The organism is Noviherbaspirillum cavernae, assembly GCF_003590875.1.
Classification (GTDB): domain Bacteria; phylum Pseudomonadota; class Gammaproteobacteria; order Burkholderiales; family Burkholderiaceae_D; genus Noviherbaspirillum; species Noviherbaspirillum cavernae.
In genome coordinates this window covers 2,975,156-2,993,404 of the sequence record NZ_QYUN01000002.1, presented here as the reverse complement: position 1 = coordinate 2,993,404, position 18,249 = coordinate 2,975,156, and the positions used below count along the sequence as shown (strand labels likewise).

General features: G+C 59.6%; 16 protein-coding genes. 3 read left to right on the top strand and 13 right to left on the bottom strand.

Annotated features, from left to right (window positions below):
- Window positions 1–49: 49 nt before the first annotated feature.
- Entirely contained in the window at window positions 50–1,510 is a 1,461-nt protein-coding gene (locus tag D3870_RS14020) for a catalase (RefSeq protein ID WP_119740013.1), read from the bottom strand.
- Between the two features lie 254 nt (window positions 1,511–1,764).
- Here D3870_RS14020 and D3870_RS14015 point away from each other — a divergent pair, with 254 nt between their 5' ends.
- From D3870_RS14015 to D3870_RS14005, 3 genes are read left to right on the top strand one after another with little or no spacing between them, the layout of a single operon-like run.
- A complete protein-coding gene (locus tag D3870_RS14015) occupies window positions 1,765–4,791 on the top strand; it encodes a type VI secretion system Vgr family protein (RefSeq protein WP_158590467.1) in 3,027 nt (1,008 codons plus the stop codon).
- The gene (locus D3870_RS14010; protein ID WP_158590466.1) at window positions 4,766–6,826 is read left to right on the top strand and encodes a peptidoglycan DD-metalloendopeptidase family protein; all 2,061 of its coding nucleotides are present in this window, start codon (window positions 4,766–4,768) and stop codon (window positions 6,824–6,826) included. The genes D3870_RS14015 and D3870_RS14010 overlap by 26 nt, the downstream gene beginning before the upstream one ends.
- Window positions 6,827–6,839: 13 nt before the next feature.
- Window positions 6,840–7,574, top strand: coding sequence for a hypothetical protein (locus D3870_RS14005; RefSeq protein WP_147375801.1), 735 nt, complete (start codon window positions 6,840–6,842; stop codon window positions 7,572–7,574).
- A 412-nt stretch (window positions 7,575–7,986) separates the two neighbouring features.
- On the opposite strand, the gene D3870_RS14000 is transcribed toward D3870_RS14005, so the two are convergent.
- The 12 genes from D3870_RS14000 to rlmH form a co-directional block, all read right to left on the bottom strand.
- Window positions 7,987–8,865: an ABC transporter ATP-binding protein gene (locus tag D3870_RS14000; protein WP_119740005.1), complete on the bottom strand. Its 879-nt coding sequence runs from the start codon at window positions 8,863–8,865 to the stop codon at window positions 7,987–7,989.
- Window position 8,866: 1 nt separating this feature from the next.
- Entirely contained in the window at window positions 8,867–9,535 is a 669-nt protein-coding gene (modB, locus tag D3870_RS13995; protein ID WP_119740003.1) for a molybdate ABC transporter permease subunit, read from the bottom strand.
- A complete protein-coding gene (locus D3870_RS13990; protein WP_119740001.1) occupies window positions 9,535–9,942 on the bottom strand; it encodes a TOBE domain-containing protein in 408 nt (135 codons plus the stop codon). The genes modB and D3870_RS13990 overlap by 1 nt, the downstream gene beginning before the upstream one ends.
- Window positions 9,939–10,691 (bottom strand): molybdate ABC transporter substrate-binding protein, encoded by a 753-nt coding sequence (modA, locus tag D3870_RS13985; RefSeq protein WP_119739999.1) that lies wholly within the window; start codon window positions 10,689–10,691, stop codon window positions 9,939–9,941. The genes D3870_RS13990 and modA overlap by 4 nt, the downstream gene beginning before the upstream one ends.
- A complete protein-coding gene (locus D3870_RS13980; RefSeq protein ID WP_242489981.1) occupies window positions 10,688–11,479 on the bottom strand; it encodes a TOBE domain-containing protein in 792 nt (263 codons plus the stop codon). Before D3870_RS13980 ends, modA begins: the two co-directional genes overlap by 4 nt.
- A gap of 119 nt (window positions 11,480–11,598) precedes the next feature.
- A complete protein-coding gene (locus tag D3870_RS13975) occupies window positions 11,599–12,138 on the bottom strand; it encodes a PadR family transcriptional regulator (RefSeq protein ID WP_119739995.1) in 540 nt (179 codons plus the stop codon).
- Window positions 12,139–12,245: 107 nt separating this feature from the next.
- Window positions 12,246–12,677, bottom strand: a complete 432-nt coding sequence (locus D3870_RS13970) for a nuclear transport factor 2 family protein (RefSeq protein ID WP_119739993.1) — start codon at window positions 12,675–12,677, stop codon at window positions 12,246–12,248.
- Window positions 12,678–12,725: 48 nt separating this feature from the next.
- Window positions 12,726–14,747 (bottom strand): oxidoreductase, encoded by a 2,022-nt coding sequence (locus tag D3870_RS13965; protein WP_119742125.1) that lies wholly within the window; start codon window positions 14,745–14,747, stop codon window positions 12,726–12,728.
- Window positions 14,748–15,010: 263 nt separating this feature from the next.
- Window positions 15,011–15,568: a hypothetical protein gene (locus tag D3870_RS13960; RefSeq protein ID WP_147375800.1), complete on the bottom strand. Its 558-nt coding sequence runs from the start codon at window positions 15,566–15,568 to the stop codon at window positions 15,011–15,013.
- Between the two features lie 115 nt (window positions 15,569–15,683).
- Window positions 15,684–17,147 carry a ribonuclease G gene (rng, locus tag D3870_RS13955; RefSeq protein WP_119739988.1) on the bottom strand — a complete coding sequence of 488 codons (1,464 nt, stop codon included), beginning with the start codon at window positions 17,145–17,147 and terminating at the stop codon, window positions 15,684–15,686.
- The gene (locus D3870_RS13950; RefSeq protein ID WP_119739987.1) at window positions 17,144–17,764 is read right to left on the bottom strand and encodes a Maf family protein; all 621 of its coding nucleotides are present in this window, start codon (window positions 17,762–17,764) and stop codon (window positions 17,144–17,146) included. The genes rng and D3870_RS13950 overlap by 4 nt, the downstream gene beginning before the upstream one ends.
- 9 nt (window positions 17,765–17,773) lie before the next feature.
- Window positions 17,774–18,244, bottom strand: a complete 471-nt coding sequence (gene rlmH / locus D3870_RS13945) for a 23S rRNA (pseudouridine(1915)-N(3))-methyltransferase RlmH (protein ID WP_119739985.1) — start codon at window positions 18,242–18,244, stop codon at window positions 17,774–17,776.
- Between the last annotated feature and the right edge of the window lie 5 nt (window positions 18,245–18,249).

The window sequence follows — 18,249 nt, the reverse complement described above, 5'->3', positions numbered from 1 at the left end:
CGCTCCCGTTCGAGTTCCCTCATGTCATCCTGATACGAGACATGCACGCTTACGGAATCGCGTTCGGCGTTTCATGCAACGGCATGTCCAATGCTTTCTCCACTCCCGCGCCGTATGCCGGATCGGCCTTGCTGAAATGTCCGAGCTGCACACGCTTGATATCGTCCGGCACGCCCGCAATCGCCGCGGCGATATTGTCGAACAACTGCTGCTTCTGCGAATCGTTCATCAAGCGGAACAGGGCGCCGGGCTGACTGTAGTAATCCGTGTCCACGCGATGATCGTAGCGATCGGCCGCTCCGCTGATCGCCAGCGGCGGCTCGTCCGCATTCGGGTCCTGCGCAAACTCGCCGAACCGGTTCGGCTCGTAATTCACTGTGCCGCCGAGATTGCCGTCGGTGCGCATCGCGCCGTCGCGATGGAAGCTGTTGTGGAAGGGGCAGCGCGGCGCATTCACCGGAATGTTGTGATGGTTGATGCCGAGTCGGTAGCGATGCGCATCGCCATACGAGAACAGCCGTCCCTGCAGCATCTTGTCCAGCGAGAAGCCGATGCCGGGCACCACGTTGGCCGGAGAGAACGCGGCCTGTTCGACATCGGCGAAATAGTTCTCCGGATTGCGATTCAATTCGAGAACGCCGACATCGATCAGCGGATAGTCCTTGTGCGGCCAGACCTTGGTTAGATCGAAGGGATTGATCGGATAGGTGGCAGCGTCGGTCTCCGGCATGACCTGCACGCACATGCGCCATTTCGGAAAGCTGCCTTTCTCGATGCTGTCGAACAAATCCTTCTGCGCCGATTCGCGATCCGTGCCGATGATGTCCACCGCCTCTTCATTGGTGTAGTTGGCGATGCCCTGCATCGACTTGAAATGGAACTTGACCCAGAAGCGTTCATTGTTCGCATTGACGAACGAGAAGGTGTGCGAACCGAAGCCATGCATCTGCCGGTAGTTCTGCGGCAAGCCGCGATCGCTCATCAGGATCGTGACCTGGTGCAGCGATTCCGGATGGCGCGACCAGAAATCCCATGCGGCAGTCGGATTGCGCATGTTGGTTTTCGGATCGCGTTTTTGCGTGTGGATGAAATCGGGGAACTTCAGCGGATCGCGAACGAAAAACACAGGCGTGTTGTTGCCGACCACATCCCAGTTGCCTTCCTCGGTGTAGAACTTGATCGAGAAGCCGCGCACATCGCGCTCCGCATCCGCCGCGCCGCGCTCGCCGGCGACGGTGGAAAAGCGGATGAACAGATCGGTTTTCTTGCCGACCTCGGAAAACAGCTTCGCCTTCGAATAACGCGTGATGTCATGCGTGATGGTCAGGGTGCCGAATGCGCCGGAACCCTTGGCATGGACGCGCCGCTCGGGAATCACTTCGCGGTCGAAATGCGCCAGCTTTTCCAGGAACCAGACATCCTGCAACAGCATCGGACCGCGCTCGCCGGCCGTGATGGAGTTCTGGTTGTCGGCGACAGGTGCGCCGGCGGCGGTGGTAAGTGGTTTCATCAAATCCCTTTCTGTCAGTTAACTAAACCTGGTGCGACGTCGCCGCACGGACTGCGACACCGCGTTCGCCACATCAATAGATGTGGAACAGAAAGAACATGTTTGGTTTCGTAAAAGGCATTATTTTTTATCACTGTTCATGCATTCATCCATTGAGTGATTTCACTGAAATTGCCTCATGGAAAAAATTGCAAAAAAAGCAATTCCGTGCTGAAATCCGGTTCTTTTTCGCTTCCTTCCTTGCAAGAAATCTCATGTCGGACACGATCACCCACAACGCCGCCTTGCGTGCGCATCTGACCCGGTACACCCAGGACACCCGCCTGCTGCGCCTCACCACGTCGCTCGGCGCGGATGCCTTGCTGGTCGAGCGCATCGAGGGTGAAGAAGGATTGAGCCAGGGGTTCTGCTTCCGCATCCATGCGTTGAGCACGGACGCGCGGCTGGACCTGCACGGTCTGCTGGGACAGCCGGCGCTGCTGGAAATCCTGACGCAGCACAGCCGCAGCGCGCTGCGACCGCTGCACGGCCATCTCACCGCGATCGAGCGCCTCGGCAGCGACGGCGGCTTCACCCGCCATGTCCTCACGCTGGAACCCTGGACCGCCTTCCTGCGCCACCGGCGCGACAGCTACGTCTGGCAGGACGCGAGCGTGTTCGACATCCTCGATGACATCTTCGGCGGCTATCGCGACAACGGCCGGCTCGCACCGTCCTGGCGTCTGGCGCTGGCCGATCGGGACGGCTATCCGCGCCACGACATCCGTACCCAGTTCGAGGAAGGCGACTGGACCTTCGTCGAGCGCCTGCTGGCCGACGAAGGCCTGTTCTACTGGTTCGAGCACAGCGGCGATGCAGGCAGCGCCGCCCTCGGCAGCCACACCCTGGTCATCGGCGACCACAACGGCGCATTCACGCCAAACGCACAGGATGCGATCCGCTACCACCGCGCCGCCGCCACCGAACAGGCCGACAGCATCACCGCCTGGCAGGCCGGCCAGCGCATCGTGCCCAACGCCGTGTCGGTCGCCAGCTGGAATCCGGCGCAGGTCGCCGTGCTCGACGCGCACGCCGACAGTACACAGGACAGCGCCGCCATCCCGGCGCTGCCTGTCATCGATCATCCGGGACTCGAGCGTTTTGCCACGCGCGCCGAAGCCGAACGCGCCGCCCGCCGCATGCTCGAAGCGTTCGAGGCGCGCGACCGCACCTGCCGCGGCAGCAGCACGGTGCGCACGCTCGCGCCCGCCACCACCTTCGTGCTGACCGGCCACGCCCTGTACGATGCCGAGCGCCGGCGCAGCGGGGACGCCGCCGCGACCTTCGCTGTCATCCACGTCCGCCACCGCGCCCGCAACAACCTGTCCTCCGACGCGCGCAGCCTGATCGCCGGCGTGTTCGCCAACACCGCCGGCACGCCGGCACCGGAAGCGGACGCCGCCCCGCTCTACGAAAACCGCTTCACTGCCGTGCGCGCCGACGTGCCATGGCGGCCGCTGACCGCCGACGGACGTGGTGCGCTGCTGCATCCCCGGCCTACCGTCACCGGCCCCCACACCGCCATCGTGGTCGGCGTGGCGGGGCAGGACCTCAACACCGAGCGCGACCACCGCGTCAAGGTGCAGATGCACTGGCAGCGCGGCAGCCGGAGCCACGGCCGCCAGTCCCACCCGCAAGGCGGCGACAACGCTCCCGGCAACGAAGGCGCCTATGTCTGGGTGCGCGTGGCCGAAACCGCCGCCGGCCCCAACTGGGGCAGCAGCTTCGTCCCGAGAATCGGCCAGGAAGTGCTGCTCGACTATCTCGAAGGCGACATCGACCGTCCGATCATCGTCGGCAGCCTCTACAACGGACGCGGCATGGACGACGCGCAAGGCAACGCCGTCGGGCAGGGCGCAGGCACCGCCACCGGCAACGCCCCCGCCTGGTTCGCCGGCGCAAGCGGCGCGCACGCGCACAACGCCGTGCTGTCGGGCTTCAAGACCCAGGAAATCGGCCACAGCCACGACGGACAGGGCGGCAGCAATGCACTGGTATTCGACGACAGCACCGGCCAGGTCGGCACGCGGCTGTCCACCACCGGCCACGCCACCCAACTGAACCTCGGCCACATCAAGCGCCAGAAGGACAACGAACGCCGGCAAAGCCACGGCCACGGCACCGAACTCACCACCGAGGCATACGGCGCCTTGCGCGCCGGCCATGGCCTGCTGATCAGTGCCGACGCCCGTCCGGGTGGCAGCGGCGCACAGATGGACGCGCAGGAAGCGCAGCGGCAGCTGCAGCAGGCGCACGAACTGCAAGCAAACCTCGCCGACAGCGCGCAACAGCACAACGCATTTGCCGGCAAGACCCTGGACAAGGCCCGGCACGAACGTCCCGAAACCGTCCTCAAGCGCGCGCTTGCCTCGCTCGCGCACAGCGAGGATGGCATCGGCACGCAGCAAGGTGGGGGTGCCGGCAAGGTCCCCGCCTTCGGCCGCCCCGACCTCGTGATCAGCGCCCCTGCCGGCATCGCGCTATTGACGCCGCAGGACGCGCACCTCGTCGCCGATGCCGCCACCGTCACCGGCGGACTCGACGCCAGCGCCACCGCCGGCCGCAACGTCGCTGCGGCCGCCAGATCCGGCATCAGCCTGTTCACCCGCGGTGACGCCAGGGCGCAACGCAAGGAACAGGGCGACTGCGGCATCAAGCTGCACGCCGCCAGCGGCAAGGTCTCGGTGCAGGCCCACAGCGGCGCGATCAGCGCGGCGGCGGACAAGGACGTGTCGATCAGCAGCACGCACGCCAGCGTGGAAGCGGCGGCGAAGGACCACGTGCTGCTCACCGCCGGCGGCGCGTACCTGAAGATCGCCGGCGGCAGCATCGAGATCCATGCACCGGGTAAGGTGGAGTTCAAGGCCGGGATGAAGGTGCTGGACGGGCCGGCGAGCAGGACGGTGGCGTTGCCTTTTTTGCCTAGCTATGCTTCCGTTCCGCATGCAAAGCAGTTCAAGCTACTTACTCTCGAGGGAAAGGGATTGGAAGGGGCTCAAATAGAAATGTATCGCCGACAAGACAAAACTGTTCTGAAAAAATCAATCGCGTCGGCTGGCGGTGAAATTGGTCTTGATATCAAAGAGGATTCCGAAGAATACAGCGCGCTTGCAGGCTATCGCGCTTGGACTAGTACTTTCGAAGAACTCGAATCCGATCAATACCAGATGCCAGAAGACCACGAAGCGTCCTCTAGTGCGAGTGATGAAGACGGGCGTGAAGAAGAAAAGAACCATTCATAAAGGCCGCGCAATGACACTTCAAACAAAAATTTATATCGTGAGAAAAGACGACACGTTATGGGGAATCAGTAAAAAATTCGATATAAACATTGACCTGCTTGCCACCGAAAATGGATTGAAAGGGAAGGCAGCGCATACACTTCACCCCGGACAAAAACTACGCCTTCCGAATATATCTGCGGAGAACGACTGCGAACTCACTCTTAGAATTGTTGATTTGATTCGTGCACCGATTGCTTTTGCAAAACTCAAGCTTTCCTTTGATGGTAAAGAAAAGGAATTCACTACAAATGTCGGAGGAGAAGTTGGGCCGATATTGATTGACGATCACGCCAAAGGCTTAAAAGTGCGATTGCAAAACATCGAGGGAAAATATGAATTGATTGATGAACATAAGGTTCTACCTTTGGGGAAGAAATCGTTGATCATCAATTCACGTCAAATATTGATCAAGAGTCGGTATTGGACACAGCAAGGAAAGCAAGATGCAACGACGTCTCAATTGCAGAAGAAGATCAAGCATAAAAATCAGGATATACATGCGCAGCCGACCGATGGCAAGCGCCCAAGACAACAGTCTAAGACTCCGCCCACGAGGCTGCCGGAGCCGCTCATCACCGAGACTCGTCTCGAAGGTGGCAATCCGACACATATCGTGGCGACAGTATTTGCTGACGAAAACCTATACTTGATACCGGCCAACGAAAAGTACCGAAAATTCATAATCGCCAGCGCAAAAAAGTATGGTTTCACACCACATGCCTTGGCGGCATTGATACATGCCGAGGCTGCAAAGCTTCGCGGCGGCGAATGGAACGCGGATAGCAAAAACGAGAAGACAAATGCCGCTGGATTGACGCAATTCATGTCTGAAACATGGCTGGAGATGTGCACCGATAGCCGCTCGTTTATGAATATTCGTCTTACGCAGGAGAATGGCTACGAAAAAATCTCCGGGAAGAGAGAGGGTGGAATCTATGTGATTTCCGGACGTAAGGGGCAAACTCATCATCGGATCGCCACAGACCCGGCTTTGCGCTGGCGGTTTGACGCAGAGTATGCGATCGATAGCGCGGCATTGTACGGCCAAATCAACTTGGATCGCCTAAGAAAACGGGGAATTAATATTGATTCGCTCGAGCCGGAGGATCTTGCAAAGGCTATGTACTTTGCCCATCACGAAGGCGCGCACGGAGCTGCTGCGATTGTTAAAGGTACTTTGACAGCACCGGAAGCCGAGAAGCTTTTGAAGGCACAAATTAAGGAAAAGGCAGACGCATATATTGCGCGCTTTAATCGCGAGCCCGTCAAGGCGTATGTCCATTGGCTGTTCAGCTATGTGGATTCCAATATAAGCATCACGCAATTTATGGTAAACCCAGCCGGATTTCGCGCAAGAAGTATGGAAGAAATCTGCAAGACGTTGGGTCTTCCGGCAGGTCCACCTTCACCAAATTCAAAAGAGGTCTCCCTTCCATTTCAGCTCCCCACGGAGCAGGCCGGCGCGGCGATGAGTTGGCAGGACCCACTAGATGAATGCACAATTCGTACGGCGCTTTTGGCTAGTCGTAGAAGCGCGACCTTCGGTATGGTTCGCAACGGCGGAACGAAAGCGCATCAAGGGATCGACTTGGTTGCCAAGGTTGGTACACCTGTCTATGCGGTCGCAAATGGACGAATAAAAAGAGTTATCAGAGCGTTTGCCGTGACGACCGGATATGGCGCCGCCATTACCTTGCAGGTCGATGTGAATGATCTTCCGGCAAAGCAAAGACAATACTATCAAAGCAAATATCCAAACAATGAGTTGGTCCATTTCTATTATGCGCATCTCAGTAGCATCAATGTGCAGGAAGGTAGCTACGTGAAATCTGGAGAAATTCTTGGAAAAACCGGTGACAGCGGTAATGCGAAAGGAATGGATTCAATTGCGAATGGAGGACACCTACATTTCGAATCACGCCATTCTCCAAACATATCAACGGGGCTTGATGGCCGCATGGATCCATTGCCATTCTTGAATCGTTGCAGTTAGATGAAACATGATCATGAAAAATTTCTACCTTCCTATTCTGTTTTTAATGGGATTTCTCTCTCCGGCCTTCGGTGTCGATAAGTATGAGAATTCTCGCGCAAAGGAGTTGCGTTCAAAGCTCGTGCAATGCAAGGATCACGTGAACTACGACTCGACCGATTGTTACCGCGCTATCGACATTGAGTTGGAGTTGGAGCGTCAGCAGAGGTTGCCGGACGATCAGCGATCGCTTTTCGCTACGTCCGGGGTCGACTTGCTCATCGAAAGGGCGAACAACCTCAGGATGGGAATTTTTGTGTCAGGAAAAGGCAAGGGAAAACTGCGGGAATTTCGAGTTGCGGACGGCGGTGTTCAATATGGGTTCATACTAGGTGCGGCTGAGGGGTGTGAAGAATCGAACTTCAGTGTTCTCAGGAATTCTCCACAGTTCTCTTTCTTTGTTGTGTCGTGTTTTTATAAATCAAAGCGTGGGAGTGCAATGAGTTTGCATGACTATCTCATGTATGACAAAGAATTCAAGTCTGTCTTTACCTTGGCTCAATCTGAACGAGCATATATTCCCAATCCATCCTTGGAGCTGCGTAGAGGCGTTTATCAATATCGATGGAACTACGTGGAAGAGAGTGGGCGCGCCGTCGAAATGTTTTATGACTTCCGCGTCAAGTCTGAAGTTGAAGCACAATGTAGTCGGACATGGAACGAGGATTGTCCCATTGGTCCATTGGAAAGGCGGATCTATTCCAAATGAAGGTGGCATGAGCGCGTGCGCTATGAATGCGAACCAATAAATGAACCTGGCTGACTGTGACAAGCCATTGCTCGTGCATGGCTATCTTTGCAGAATTTGGCCACGCGCAAGCTTCATGTGCAGACAAAACTCGGTTATCCAATTTGAAGCGAAGACTTCAAGGAATACGTCGTGTACGAGATCTGCCACTTGCGAACGCTGCGGAGTTCCATTCGTGCTCAGTAGGCGCGTTACCGCTTCGACGGCACTGCGTACAAGTTGATCGAGGATGAGAATCCGGCGAGATCGTTTGGTGCGAATTCAAGGCGATGATCCCCATCCAAAATAACTCCATATGCTTTGCGCATGAACAAATGCGTTTGCAATTGGCAGTTCAGCGGTCAGCAACTGCCGCACTCGATGGCCAGGACCGCTAACTCCCCCTGCTGTTGATCAGCAACGGACTGAATGCCTTTGCCGACATCGAAATAAAATCCCCTTGCCGCAATCCCAGTACCTCATCGTCAGAGGCGATCACTTCGACGATATCCTGCCCGATCAGCAGTGTGACGATATGAATGACTTCTTCGCGTCGTATGGTCAGGACCTGTGCGTGCAGCTGGAGTTTTCCTGCGAGCTGCTTTTGCAGGAAGGCTTCGGCGGGTGAGCCGGACTGCATGATGCGGCCGTTTTCAAGACGCAATACTCGCTGCGACAGCTTGAAGACCTCTCCCAGATCGTGACTGACTAGCAGGGTGGTGAGGCCGAAGCGCTGGTGCAGCCGCAGCAGGTCGTCCTGCAATTGGCTGCGCAGTTGTGCGTCGAGCGCCGATAGCGGTTCGTCGAGCAGCAGCAGGCGGGGTCTTCTGGCGATGGCGCGGGCCAGTGCGACGCGCTGCTTCTGTCCGCCCGACAGGGTGTCCGGCAGGCGGTGTTGCAGTGCCGTCAGGCCCATCAGGTCGAGCAACTCGTCCACCCAAGCTGCGTCGTTCGCGGTGACGGCATATGCGACGTTCTGCCGCACGCTGAGATTGGGGAATAGTGCGTAGTCCTGGAACACGAAGCCGATGGCGCGCTTTTGGGGCGGCAGGTTGATGCGCTTGTCGGAGTCGAACCAGGTCACGCCGTCCACCACGATGCTGCCGTGATCGGGTGTGGTCACGCCGGCGAGGATGCGCAGGATGCTTGTCTTGCCTGCGCCGGAGGGGCCGAACAGCGTGACGAAGCTGCCGGATTCAATGCCGGCATGGACATCCAGTTCGAGCCGGCCGGTTGCGCTTTGTAATGTCTTGGTGAAGGCGATTTCGATCACGTCATATCGCTTTCAATTTCTTGTTCACGACATACACCGTCAGCAGGATCGCGAAGGTCACCGCGAACAGCACGGCGGCGTAGAAATTCGCCGCGGCGTAGTTCAGGCTTTCGACTTCGTCGTAGATGGCGATGGAGGCGACCTTGGTGACGCCGGGGATGTTCCCGCCGATCATGAGGATGACGCCGAATTCCCCGACCGTGTGGGCGAAGCTGAGCACCGCGCCGGACAGCAATGCCGGTTTGATGTTGGGCAGCAGCACGCGGAACAGGGTGACGATGTCCGGTTTGCCGAGCGTGCGCGATGCTTCGAGCAGCGATCCCGGCAGATTCTGGAAGCCCGCCTGCACCGGATGCACCATGAACGGCAGGCTGAAGATCACCGAGCCGATGATCAGGCCTTCGAAGCTGAATACCAGGCGCAGGTGAAACCATTGCTCCAGCCATTGACCGAATGCGTTCTGCGGGCTGAATGCGAGCAGCAGATAGAACCCCAGCACTGACGGCGGCAGTACCAGCGGCATGCTGACCAGGGTTTCGACCACGGGCTTGAGGCGGATGCGGGTGTGCGCGATCCACCAGGCGAGGGGGATGCCGATAACGAGCAGAATGGCGGTGGTGATGGCTGCCAGGCGGAAGGTGAGCAGCAGCGGCTGCCAGTCGAAACTCATCAGACCGACTCCGGCAGCAGCGTCATTTCATTGGCCTTCACCAATCCTTCGACCGCGTCGCCGATCTCCAGCGCAAGGGCGTGCGATGAACGGGTGGTGATGATCGACACCAGTTCGCAGCCGATGAAGTCGAGCGTGACCCTGGTCAGCAGCTGCCCGCGTTCGATGGCGGTCACCGTGGCCGGAATGCGGTTGCGCATGCTGATCAGGCCGGACAGGTTCTTCGCGAGCGAGACTTCGGTTTCCTTGAACAGCAGCGTCACTGGCATGTCGATCGGCCATGTCGAAGCTTCGTCACTGGCGCCGACCAGCGTCGCGGTGAAGCGTTGGCCGCCCACTTCGACGTCCACCAGCGCGATGCTGCCGGCGATTTCGATGTGTGCGATGCGTCCCGGCAGTCGGTTCATGGCAGGGCGTAGCCGTAGCGTTCAAATATCGCCCGTGCCTTCGCCGAATGCAGGAAGTCGTGGAATTGCTGCGACAGCTTCGGGTTGGTGGCCTGGCCATGCTTGAGGATCACCGCGCCTTGTGCAATCGGCTGGTACGCCTCCTTTGGCACGTCGATCCACTTTCCCTGGCCCTTCATCTCCGGCGACAGCACGACCGATTTGGCGGTGAAGCCGGCGTCGGCCGCTCTGGAGTGAATGTACTGGTTGGTCTGCGCGATGCTTTCGCCGAGCACGATTTTGGGTTTCAGCGTTTCATCGAGCTTGTAGTAGGCGAGGGCCTTGAAAGTTTCTCGGCCATAGGGGGCGGTCTTCGGATTGGCGATGGCGATTTTCTTGACGGCCGGATCGGCAAGCGTGCCTTGCCAATTGGACAGGTCGATATCGTTCATGCTCCACAGCACCAGCGTGCCGTAGGCATATATCTTCGGCGCGGTGGCGGTGGCACCTTTCTTGTATAGCGTGTCCGGGTATTCCATGTCGGCCGACAGGAACACATCGAATGGCGCGCCGTTCAGGATTTGCGCGGCGAACTTGCCGGACGAGTTGTAGATCGGCTTGATGTCGTGTCCGGTTTCCTTCTTGAATTCCGCCTGCAGATCGTCGAATGCGTATTGCACGTTGGCGGCAACGGCAACCGTCAGCGTGTCGGCCAGCACTTGCTGCGACAGGAGCAGCAGGGCGACGAAAACGGAAATCAGGCGGCTCATGCCGGCACCCCGACGATGACATGCGAGGCATTGAAGATGGCGGTCGCCGGCCTGCCTTCGGCCAGCGCGAGTTCCGCGGCGCTGTCGTTGGTGACGATGGCGCAGACTGTGGCACCGCCGCGCAGCTGGAGGATCACTTCCGTATTCACTGCGCCCGGCGTCAGCTTGACCACGCTGCCGGACAGGCGGTTGCTCGCCGACAGCTTGAGGTCGTCCGCGCCGGTGGCGAGCATCACCCACGGTGCCTTGATCAGCGCGATCGCGTCAGAGCCGATTGCGAGTCCCAGATGCTGCGTGCTTTCCTGCGTGATGACGGCAACGATCCTGTCGCCGCCCGGCAATTCGATCTCGATCTCGTCGTTGACGGCACCGTGCTTGATGCGGCTGACCTTGCCGTAGAACTGGTTGCGTGCGCTGGTCTTCATGTTCAATCTCCGAATCAGTTGGTACGTGTCCGCGAAGTCGTCGATGTGTTCGCCCAGGGATTGCAGGAAGCGGCGATGTTCTTCCTCGATCCGCCTGAACGAGGCGATCAGGCGCTGGCCGCGCTCCGTCAGATGGGTGCCGCCGCCGCCCTTGCCGCCGGTGCTGCGTTCCACCAGCGGCGCGCCGGACAGGTTGTTCATCACATCGACCGCATCCCATGCCGCCTTGTAGCTCATGCCGATGCTCTTGGCCGCCTGGCTGATCGAGCCGGATTCGGCAATGCGTTGCAGCAAGTCGATGCGGCCATGGCCGGCGAGGCTGCGCTCGTCCTGTTCGAGCCACAGGCGGCCCTGGATTTTCATGGGTTTCGGTGAGGGCATGGCTTCATTGGCCTATTCGTTATATATGAAATGATATAACGCTTTGCGCAATAAGGCCATTTCATGGTCGATGCTGCGCTTGCAGGGGAATAGGATTCCGGCTATTTCTGCGCCGGTTGCGACAGTACCTCGATCGCTTTTTCCGACCACTCGACCCACAGCGTTTCGAGCATGATGCCGGCGCTCAGGATCAGGTGCTGAATTTGTTTCTCGCGCGACAGATCGTCCGAGGGGAAATCGCTCGCTTCGAGCTGCCGGTAGAGCGCGAGTTGCTGGCGATGCATCTCGCGCCGGCGCTCGATGTCTTGCCTGATTGCGGTCGGGCCGATCACCGCTTCGGCGCGCAACCGCAGCATCAATTCGTCGCGCATGGGCCTGGGGTCCTGGCTTTCCGCGGTCCAGCGCTTCAATTCCCTGCGACCGGCAGGCAGCACGCGGTACACCTTCTTGCGCCCGCGCCCCGACTCGGGGGGCAGGGATTCGACCCAGCCGGCATTCTCCAGCCGTCCCAGCTCCCGGTAAATCTGCTGATGCGTCGCATGCCAGAAGTAGCCGATCGAACGGTCGAAGCGGCGGGCCAGTTCCAGACCCGAACTAGGATGCTCGATCAGGGAGGTGAGAAGTGCGTGGGGTAGGGACATGAGGGATGAGAAGTTGACGCGCGGGGGCGATTATCCCACGCGGATCCGAAGGCGCACGCCGCCGAATCCGGGGTTCAGCCGCATTGCCGCTCGAACCCCGCCAGGATTCATTTGTACGCCGGCAGCTGTTGTCCGAGGCGCTTCCCCATTTCCTGTCCCAGCGCCTGCAAGCCGCTGGCTGGCCGGATCATGACTTCGAACTCGACGATCCTGCCTTGTGCGTCGAAGCGGATCATGTCGATGCCCTTCAACTCCTTGTCGCCGACGTTGGCGCTGAATTCGAGCACGACATTCAGGCCGTCATCCGTGGCAAGTTCGCGGTGATAGGTGAAATTCTCGAACACGCGGATGACAGTGTTGAGGACGAGCACGACGGCATCGGCCGACTTGTATGGCGAGAACGCCATCGGCGAGCGGAACACCGCATCCGGATGCACGATCGAGGGCAGCGCAGCGAGATCGCCTTTTGCCACCATGACGTGCCATGTTGAAAGCGATGCGGCGACGGCGGGCTTCAACGCGGAAAGGGAATTTGTCATGGAAATCTCCAAAAGAATGATTGCAGGTGTCTACCGCTGTTGTGTTGTTCAGATCACTGCCGCCAGGCGGGTGCCTTGATCGATCGCACGCTTGGCATCCAGTTCTGCCGCCACATCCGCGCCGCCAATCAGATGCACGCTGCAACCGGCCGATTTCAAGCCCTCGTACAGCTCGCGCAGCGGCTCCTGGCCGGCACACAACACCACGTGATCGACCGCCAGTACGCGATCCTGCCCGTCGATGCTCACATGCAGCCCGGCGTCGTCGATCCTGCGGTAAGCGACGCCCGGTGTCATGCCGACGCGCCGTGCCTTGAGCGAAGTGCGGTGTATCCATCCGGTCGTCTTGCCGAGGTTGTCGCCGACCTTGCTCTCCTTGCGCTGGAGCATGTGGATCTGCCGTGGCGCGGCCTCGACCTGAGGAGGACGAATACCGCCCGGCGCGCGGTAGTTCGTATCGATGCCCCACTCGGCATAGAACTTCTCCGGGTTGACGCTGGCGCTCTCGCCCGCATGCGTCAGGTACTCGGCGACGTCGAAGCCGATACCACCCGCGCCGATCACCGCGACCGATTTGCCGACCGGTTTTGCGTCGCGCAGCACGTCCAGATAACCGAGCACCTTGGGATGATCGACGCCGTCGATTGCCGGCACGCGCGGCGTCACGCCGGTCGCCAGCACGATTTCGTCGTAGCCATCCTGTTGCAGTTGATGCGCATCCACGCGCGTGTTCAGCACCAGCCTGACCCCGCGCAGCGCGACCTGCCTGCCGAAGTAGCGCAGCGTTTCGTGGAACTCTTCCTTGCCCGGCACTTTCTTGGCGATGTTGAACTGGCCGCCGATTTCCGGACCGGCCTCGAACAGCGTCACGTCGTGGCCGCGCTCGGCGGCGGTGATCGAGAAGCTGAGTCCGGCCGGCCCCGCGCCAACCACGGCGATGCGCTTGCGTTTTTCAAGAGGTTGATAGACCAGTTCGGTTTCGTGGCAGGCGCGCGGGTTGACCAGGCAGGACGTGATCTTGCCGCCGAAGGTGTGGTCCAGGCAGGCCTGATTGCAGCCGATGCAGGTATTGATCTCGTCCGCACGTCCCTGTTCCGCCTTGCGCACGAAGAAGGGATCGGCCAGCAGCGGACGCGCCATGGAAACCATGTCGCAATAGCCATCTGCGAGAAGCTGCTCGGCGACTTCCGGCGTGTTGATGCGGTTGGTGGCAACGAGCGGAATCGAGACATGGCCCTTCACGCGTTGCGTGACCCAAGCATACGCGCCGCGCGGCACCTTGGTCGCGATGGTCGGTATGCGCGCCTCGTGCCAGCCGATGCCGGTGTTGATGATGGTCGCGCCGGCGGCCTCGACCGCCTTTGCCAGTGCGATCACTTCTTCCAGCGACGAGCCGCCTTCGACCAGATCCAGCATCGAGAGACGGTAGATGATGATGAAGTTCTTGCCGACGCGCTCGCGCGTGCGGCGCACGATCTCGAGCGGAAAGCGGATGCGATTCTCGTAGCTGCCGCCCCATTCGTCCTGCCGCTGATTGGTGCGAGCCGCGATGAATTCGTTGATCAGATAGCCTTCGGAACCCATGATCTCGACGCCGTCGTAGCCGGCATGCTGCGCGAGGGCGGCGCAATTGACGAAGTCGGCGATCGTCTCTTCCACTTCTGCGGCGCTGAGTTCATGCGGCACGAAGGGATTGATCGGCGCCTTGATCGCACTCGGCGCGACCAGATTCGGCTGGTAGGAGTAGCGGCCGAAGTGCAGGATCTGCATCGCGATCTTGCCGCCCTCCGCATGCACGGCAGCCGTCACCAGCTTGTGATGCTCGGCCTCGGCTTCCGTGGTCAGCATCGCGCCGCCTTGCATCGGACGGCCGCGCTTGTTGGGGGAGATGCCTCCCGTCACGATCAGGCCGACGCCACCACGCGCACGTTCCGCATAGAAGGCGGCCATGCGTTCGAAACCGTTCTCGACTTCTTCCAGGCCGACGTGCATCGAACCCATCAGCACGCGGTTTTTCAGGGTGGTGAAACCGAGGTCGAGCGGTTTCAGAAGCTGCGGGTACTGGCTCATCATGTCTCCTTTTATGCAACTGGTTGCAAAAGTGTAGGCGGCATTTCGGGTTTATGCAAGTAGTTGCATAAACGCTGAAAAAAATTGCCGAAAGGCAGTCGAAAGCGGTTGGAAAGGGGGCGCGCGGTCGGTGGGAAGAGGTCAGCCGCCGGTGCTATCCAGTACGGCGGCGCGGTTGCCGGCAGGCATGGCTTGGAAAGTAGAGAGGGCCGGCTGATTGCTCCCAGCCCCGATTCATCTCACATCAACAGGTCAGAGCAAACCTATTTCACTTTTGTTTCGCCAAGAGGAGAGTCCTGCCCTTGGACGCGCTGCTCCATTGCCTCCATGCGGGATCGCTCCCGTGCCCAGCTCAGTTCGCGCGTGAAGTCAATCAGACTGCGTGCCGTAACGGGAGGAAGGTCCGATTCCGGAGCGCTGCGAAAAGAGATTCCCGCATCCGGGAAGAAACTGGAATGGATAATCTCGCCATTCGCGGCCTTCGCGATTTCGGCAAGCCTGGTTTGCGTCAATTCTGTCCCGAAGCCCTCATTTGACAGGCCGGGGATCTGGTATGGCATGGTCGCAACGCCCGAATCGTAAACCGTTGCAAAGAGCTTCCCATCGACCACAACCTGGCCATAGACCTTGTCCGGGTGCTGTTCGGCGTAACGATTATTGACTGCGTCACGCGCTTGCACCTGCTCCTCGTGCAATTTGATCTCGGCGATCTGTTCGTCGGTCGCTTTGACCACCATGCCGGGCTTGTTCTTTGCAAGTTCTGAAATAGAAATTGCTGTACCGGTAAGACGATATGCTCCAGTGGCATTGATGTTGGACATATTTGCGACCTCCAAGGCTGGTTGCTGGCCTAAATGCGTTGCCGAAGATAGACCCCCATCGCAATACATACTTGCATGTATGTATTGCACTTCATATTTGAGGCCGCCTGAAAATTCACATCAGGATGATGTCGTACTGTTCCTGGTGGTACACCGTCTCCACCTGCAGCGAGATCGGCTTGCCGATGAAGTCGCCCAGCATCGCCAGGTGTGGCGATTCTTCTTCGAGGAACATGTCGACCACGACCTGCGAGGCGAGAATGCGGAACTCGCGCGGGTTGAACTGCTTCGCCTCGCGCAGCAGTTCGCGCAGGATTTCATAGCAGATGGTGCGTGCGGTCTTGACCTGGCCCTTGCCGCTGCAGGCCGGGCAGGTTTCGCACAGGATATGCGACAGCGACTCGCGGGTGCGCTTGCGTGTCATTTCGACCAGTCCGAGCTGCGAGAAGCCGGACACCGATACCTTGGTGCGGTCGCGCGACAGCGCCTTGTTCAGTTCGGCCAGCACCGCGCTGCGATGCTCCGCGTTCTCCATGTCGATGAAGTCGAGGATGATGATGCCGCCGAGATTGCGCAGGCGCAGTTGGCGCGCGATGGCGTGCGCCGCTTCGAGATTGGTCTTGAAGATCGTGTCATCGAAGTTGCGGCCGTGGACATAGCTGCCGGTGTTGACGTCGATGGTGGTCATCGCCTCGGTCTGGTCGATGATCAGGTAGCCGCCGGACTTCAGATCGACGCGGCGGCCCAGCGCGCGTTGGATTTCCTCTTCCACGCCGTACAGGTCGAACAGCGGGCGCTCACCGGTGTAGTGGGTCAGCTTGGCCAGCACGGACGGCGTGTAGATCGCGCCGAACTGCTGCAGCTTTTGAAAGTTTTCCCGTGAGTCCACCTGGATGCTCAGGGTGTCGTCGCCGACGAAATCGCGCAGCACGCGCTGCGCGAGGCTCAGGTCCTGGTACAGCAGGCTGGGTGCGGGTCGCGTCTTGGTCTGCTGCGCGATGGTCGACCAGGTCTTGCGCAGATAGTCGATATCCATCTGCAGATCGGCTTCGGATGCGTCTTCGGCCATGGTGCGGATGATGAAGCCGCCTTTTTCCTCGGGCGGCAACAGGCGCTGCACCTTGCCGCGCAGCGCTTCCCGTTCGCTCTCGTTCTCGATGCGCTGCGAAATGCCGATGTGCGGGTCTTGCGGCAGATAGACCAGCATGCGCCCGGCGATCGAAATCTGCGTCGACAGGCGCGCCCCCTTGGTGCCGATCGGGTCCTTGATGACCTGCACCATCAGCGACTGGCCGTCGTGCAGCAGCTTTTCAATCGGCATCGATGGCGCGGTGGGATTGTCGTGCGGGCGCGCTTCCCAGATATCGGCAACATGCAAGAAGGCGGCGCGCTCCAGTCCGATATCGATGAACGCGGATTGCATGCCGGGCAGCACGCGCACTACCTTGCCGAGATAGATGTTGCCGGCCATGCCGCGCGACAGGGTGCGCTCGATGTGGAGTTCCTGTACTGCGCCTTGCAGGATCAGCGCGACGCGTGTTTCCTGCGGCGTGATGTTGACGAGAATGTCTTCGCTCATAGCACGGAAATGCCGGCCTTGCGCAACAGCTGCGCGGTTTCGTGCAAGGGTAGACCCATGATGCCGGTGTAGCTGCCGACGATCTTTTCGACGAAGACCGCCGCCATGCCCTGTATGCCGTAGGCACCGGCCTTGTCATACGGCTCCGTCGTTGCGCAGTAGGCGCGGATCATCGCGTCGGTCAATGTGGAAAGGGTGACGTCCGAGATTTGCGTGTGCTGCCAGGTGGTGTCGTTTTGGCGCGCGGCGATGCTGGTCAACACCTGGTGCGTTCGCCCGGACAGGGCTTTCAGCATCTCCGCGGCTTCCGCCGCGTCGGCCGGTTTGCCGAGAATGCGTCCATCGACCACCACGGTTGTGTCCGCCGCCAGTACCACGCGCACCGGCAACCGGCGCCACAACATCACATTGGCGGCGTACTCGGCCTTTTCCTTTGCGACGCGGGCGACATAGTCTTCCGCCTTTTCACCGGGATGCACATCCTCGTTCACGTCCGGGCCTCTGGCTGTGTGGTCGCGCAGCAACAGCAGTTCGAATTCGACGCCGATCTGACGCAACAGCTCGCGGCGGCGCGGGCTTTTCGATGCGAGGTAAATCTTGTGGTCTGCCGGTTTCATGTAATTTTTCTAGACCCTGTGGTAGGGGTGATTCTGCGTTATCGACCAGGCACGGTAGAGTTGTTCAGCCAGTAATACCCGCACCATCCCGTGCGGCAAAGTCAGGCTGGAAATGCGCACCAGCATGTCCGCTGATGCCTTGAATCCCTGGTCCAGCCCGTCGGCGCCGCCTATCACGAATGTAACATCTCGTCCGTCTTGTTGCCACTGGGTCAGTAGTTGCGACAGCTGTACGGTCGAGATGTCCTTGCCGCGTTCGTCGAGAGCGACGATGCGCGACCCTTTCGGGATGGCCGCTTCGATTCGGGCGCGCTCCAGCGCCATCACGGTGTCGGCAGTCTTGCTGCCGGAGCGGTCGATCGGCTTGATTTCCTTCAACGCGATGCGGCATTCCGGCGGCATGCGCTTCGCGTATTCGTTGAATCCTGCCTCGATCCAGGCGGGCATCTTGTGGCCCACCGCCGCAATGACGAGCTGCATGCAGT

Excerpts from the sequence above, each read along its gene's own strand:
- D3870_RS14020 (WP_119740013.1), bottom strand. The coding sequence starts at position 1,510 with ATGAAACCACTTACCACCGCCGCCGGCGCACCTGTCGCCGACAACCAG.
- D3870_RS14015 (WP_158590467.1), top strand. The coding sequence starts at position 1,765 with ATGTCGGACACGATCACCCACAACGCCGCCTTGCGTGCGCATCTGACC.
- D3870_RS14005 (WP_147375801.1), top strand. The coding sequence starts at position 6,840 with ATGAAAAATTTCTACCTTCCTATTCTGTTTTTAATGGGATTTCTCTCT.
- modB (WP_119740003.1), bottom strand. The coding sequence starts at position 9,535 with ATGAGTTTCGACTGGCAGCCGCTGCTGCTCACCTTCCGCCTGGCAGCC.
- D3870_RS13990 (WP_119740001.1), bottom strand. The coding sequence starts at position 9,942 with ATGAACCGACTGCCGGGACGCATCGCACACATCGAAATCGCCGGCAGC.
- modA (WP_119739999.1), bottom strand. The coding sequence starts at position 10,691 with ATGAGCCGCCTGATTTCCGTTTTCGTCGCCCTGCTGCTCCTGTCGCAG.
- D3870_RS13980 (WP_242489981.1), bottom strand. The coding sequence starts at position 11,479 with ATGAAAATCCAGGGCCGCCTGTGGCTCGAACAGGACGAGCGCAGCCTC.
- D3870_RS13975 (WP_119739995.1), bottom strand. The coding sequence starts at position 12,138 with ATGTCCCTACCCCACGCACTTCTCACCTCCCTGATCGAGCATCCTAGT.
- D3870_RS13970 (WP_119739993.1), bottom strand. The coding sequence starts at position 12,677 with ATGACAAATTCCCTTTCCGCGTTGAAGCCCGCCGTCGCCGCATCGCTT.
- D3870_RS13965 (WP_119742125.1), bottom strand. The coding sequence starts at position 14,747 with ATGAGCCAGTACCCGCAGCTTCTGAAACCGCTCGACCTCGGTTTCACC.
- D3870_RS13960 (WP_147375800.1), bottom strand. The coding sequence starts at position 15,568 with ATGTCCAACATCAATGCCACTGGAGCATATCGTCTTACCGGTACAGCA.
- rng (WP_119739988.1), bottom strand. The coding sequence starts at position 17,147 with ATGAGCGAAGACATTCTCGTCAACATCACGCCGCAGGAAACACGCGTC.
- D3870_RS13950 (WP_119739987.1), bottom strand. The coding sequence starts at position 17,764 with ATGAAACCGGCAGACCACAAGATTTACCTCGCATCGAAAAGCCCGCGC.
- rlmH (WP_119739985.1), bottom strand. The coding sequence starts at position 18,244 with ATGCAGCTCGTCATTGCGGCGGTGGGCCACAAGATGCCCGCCTGGATC.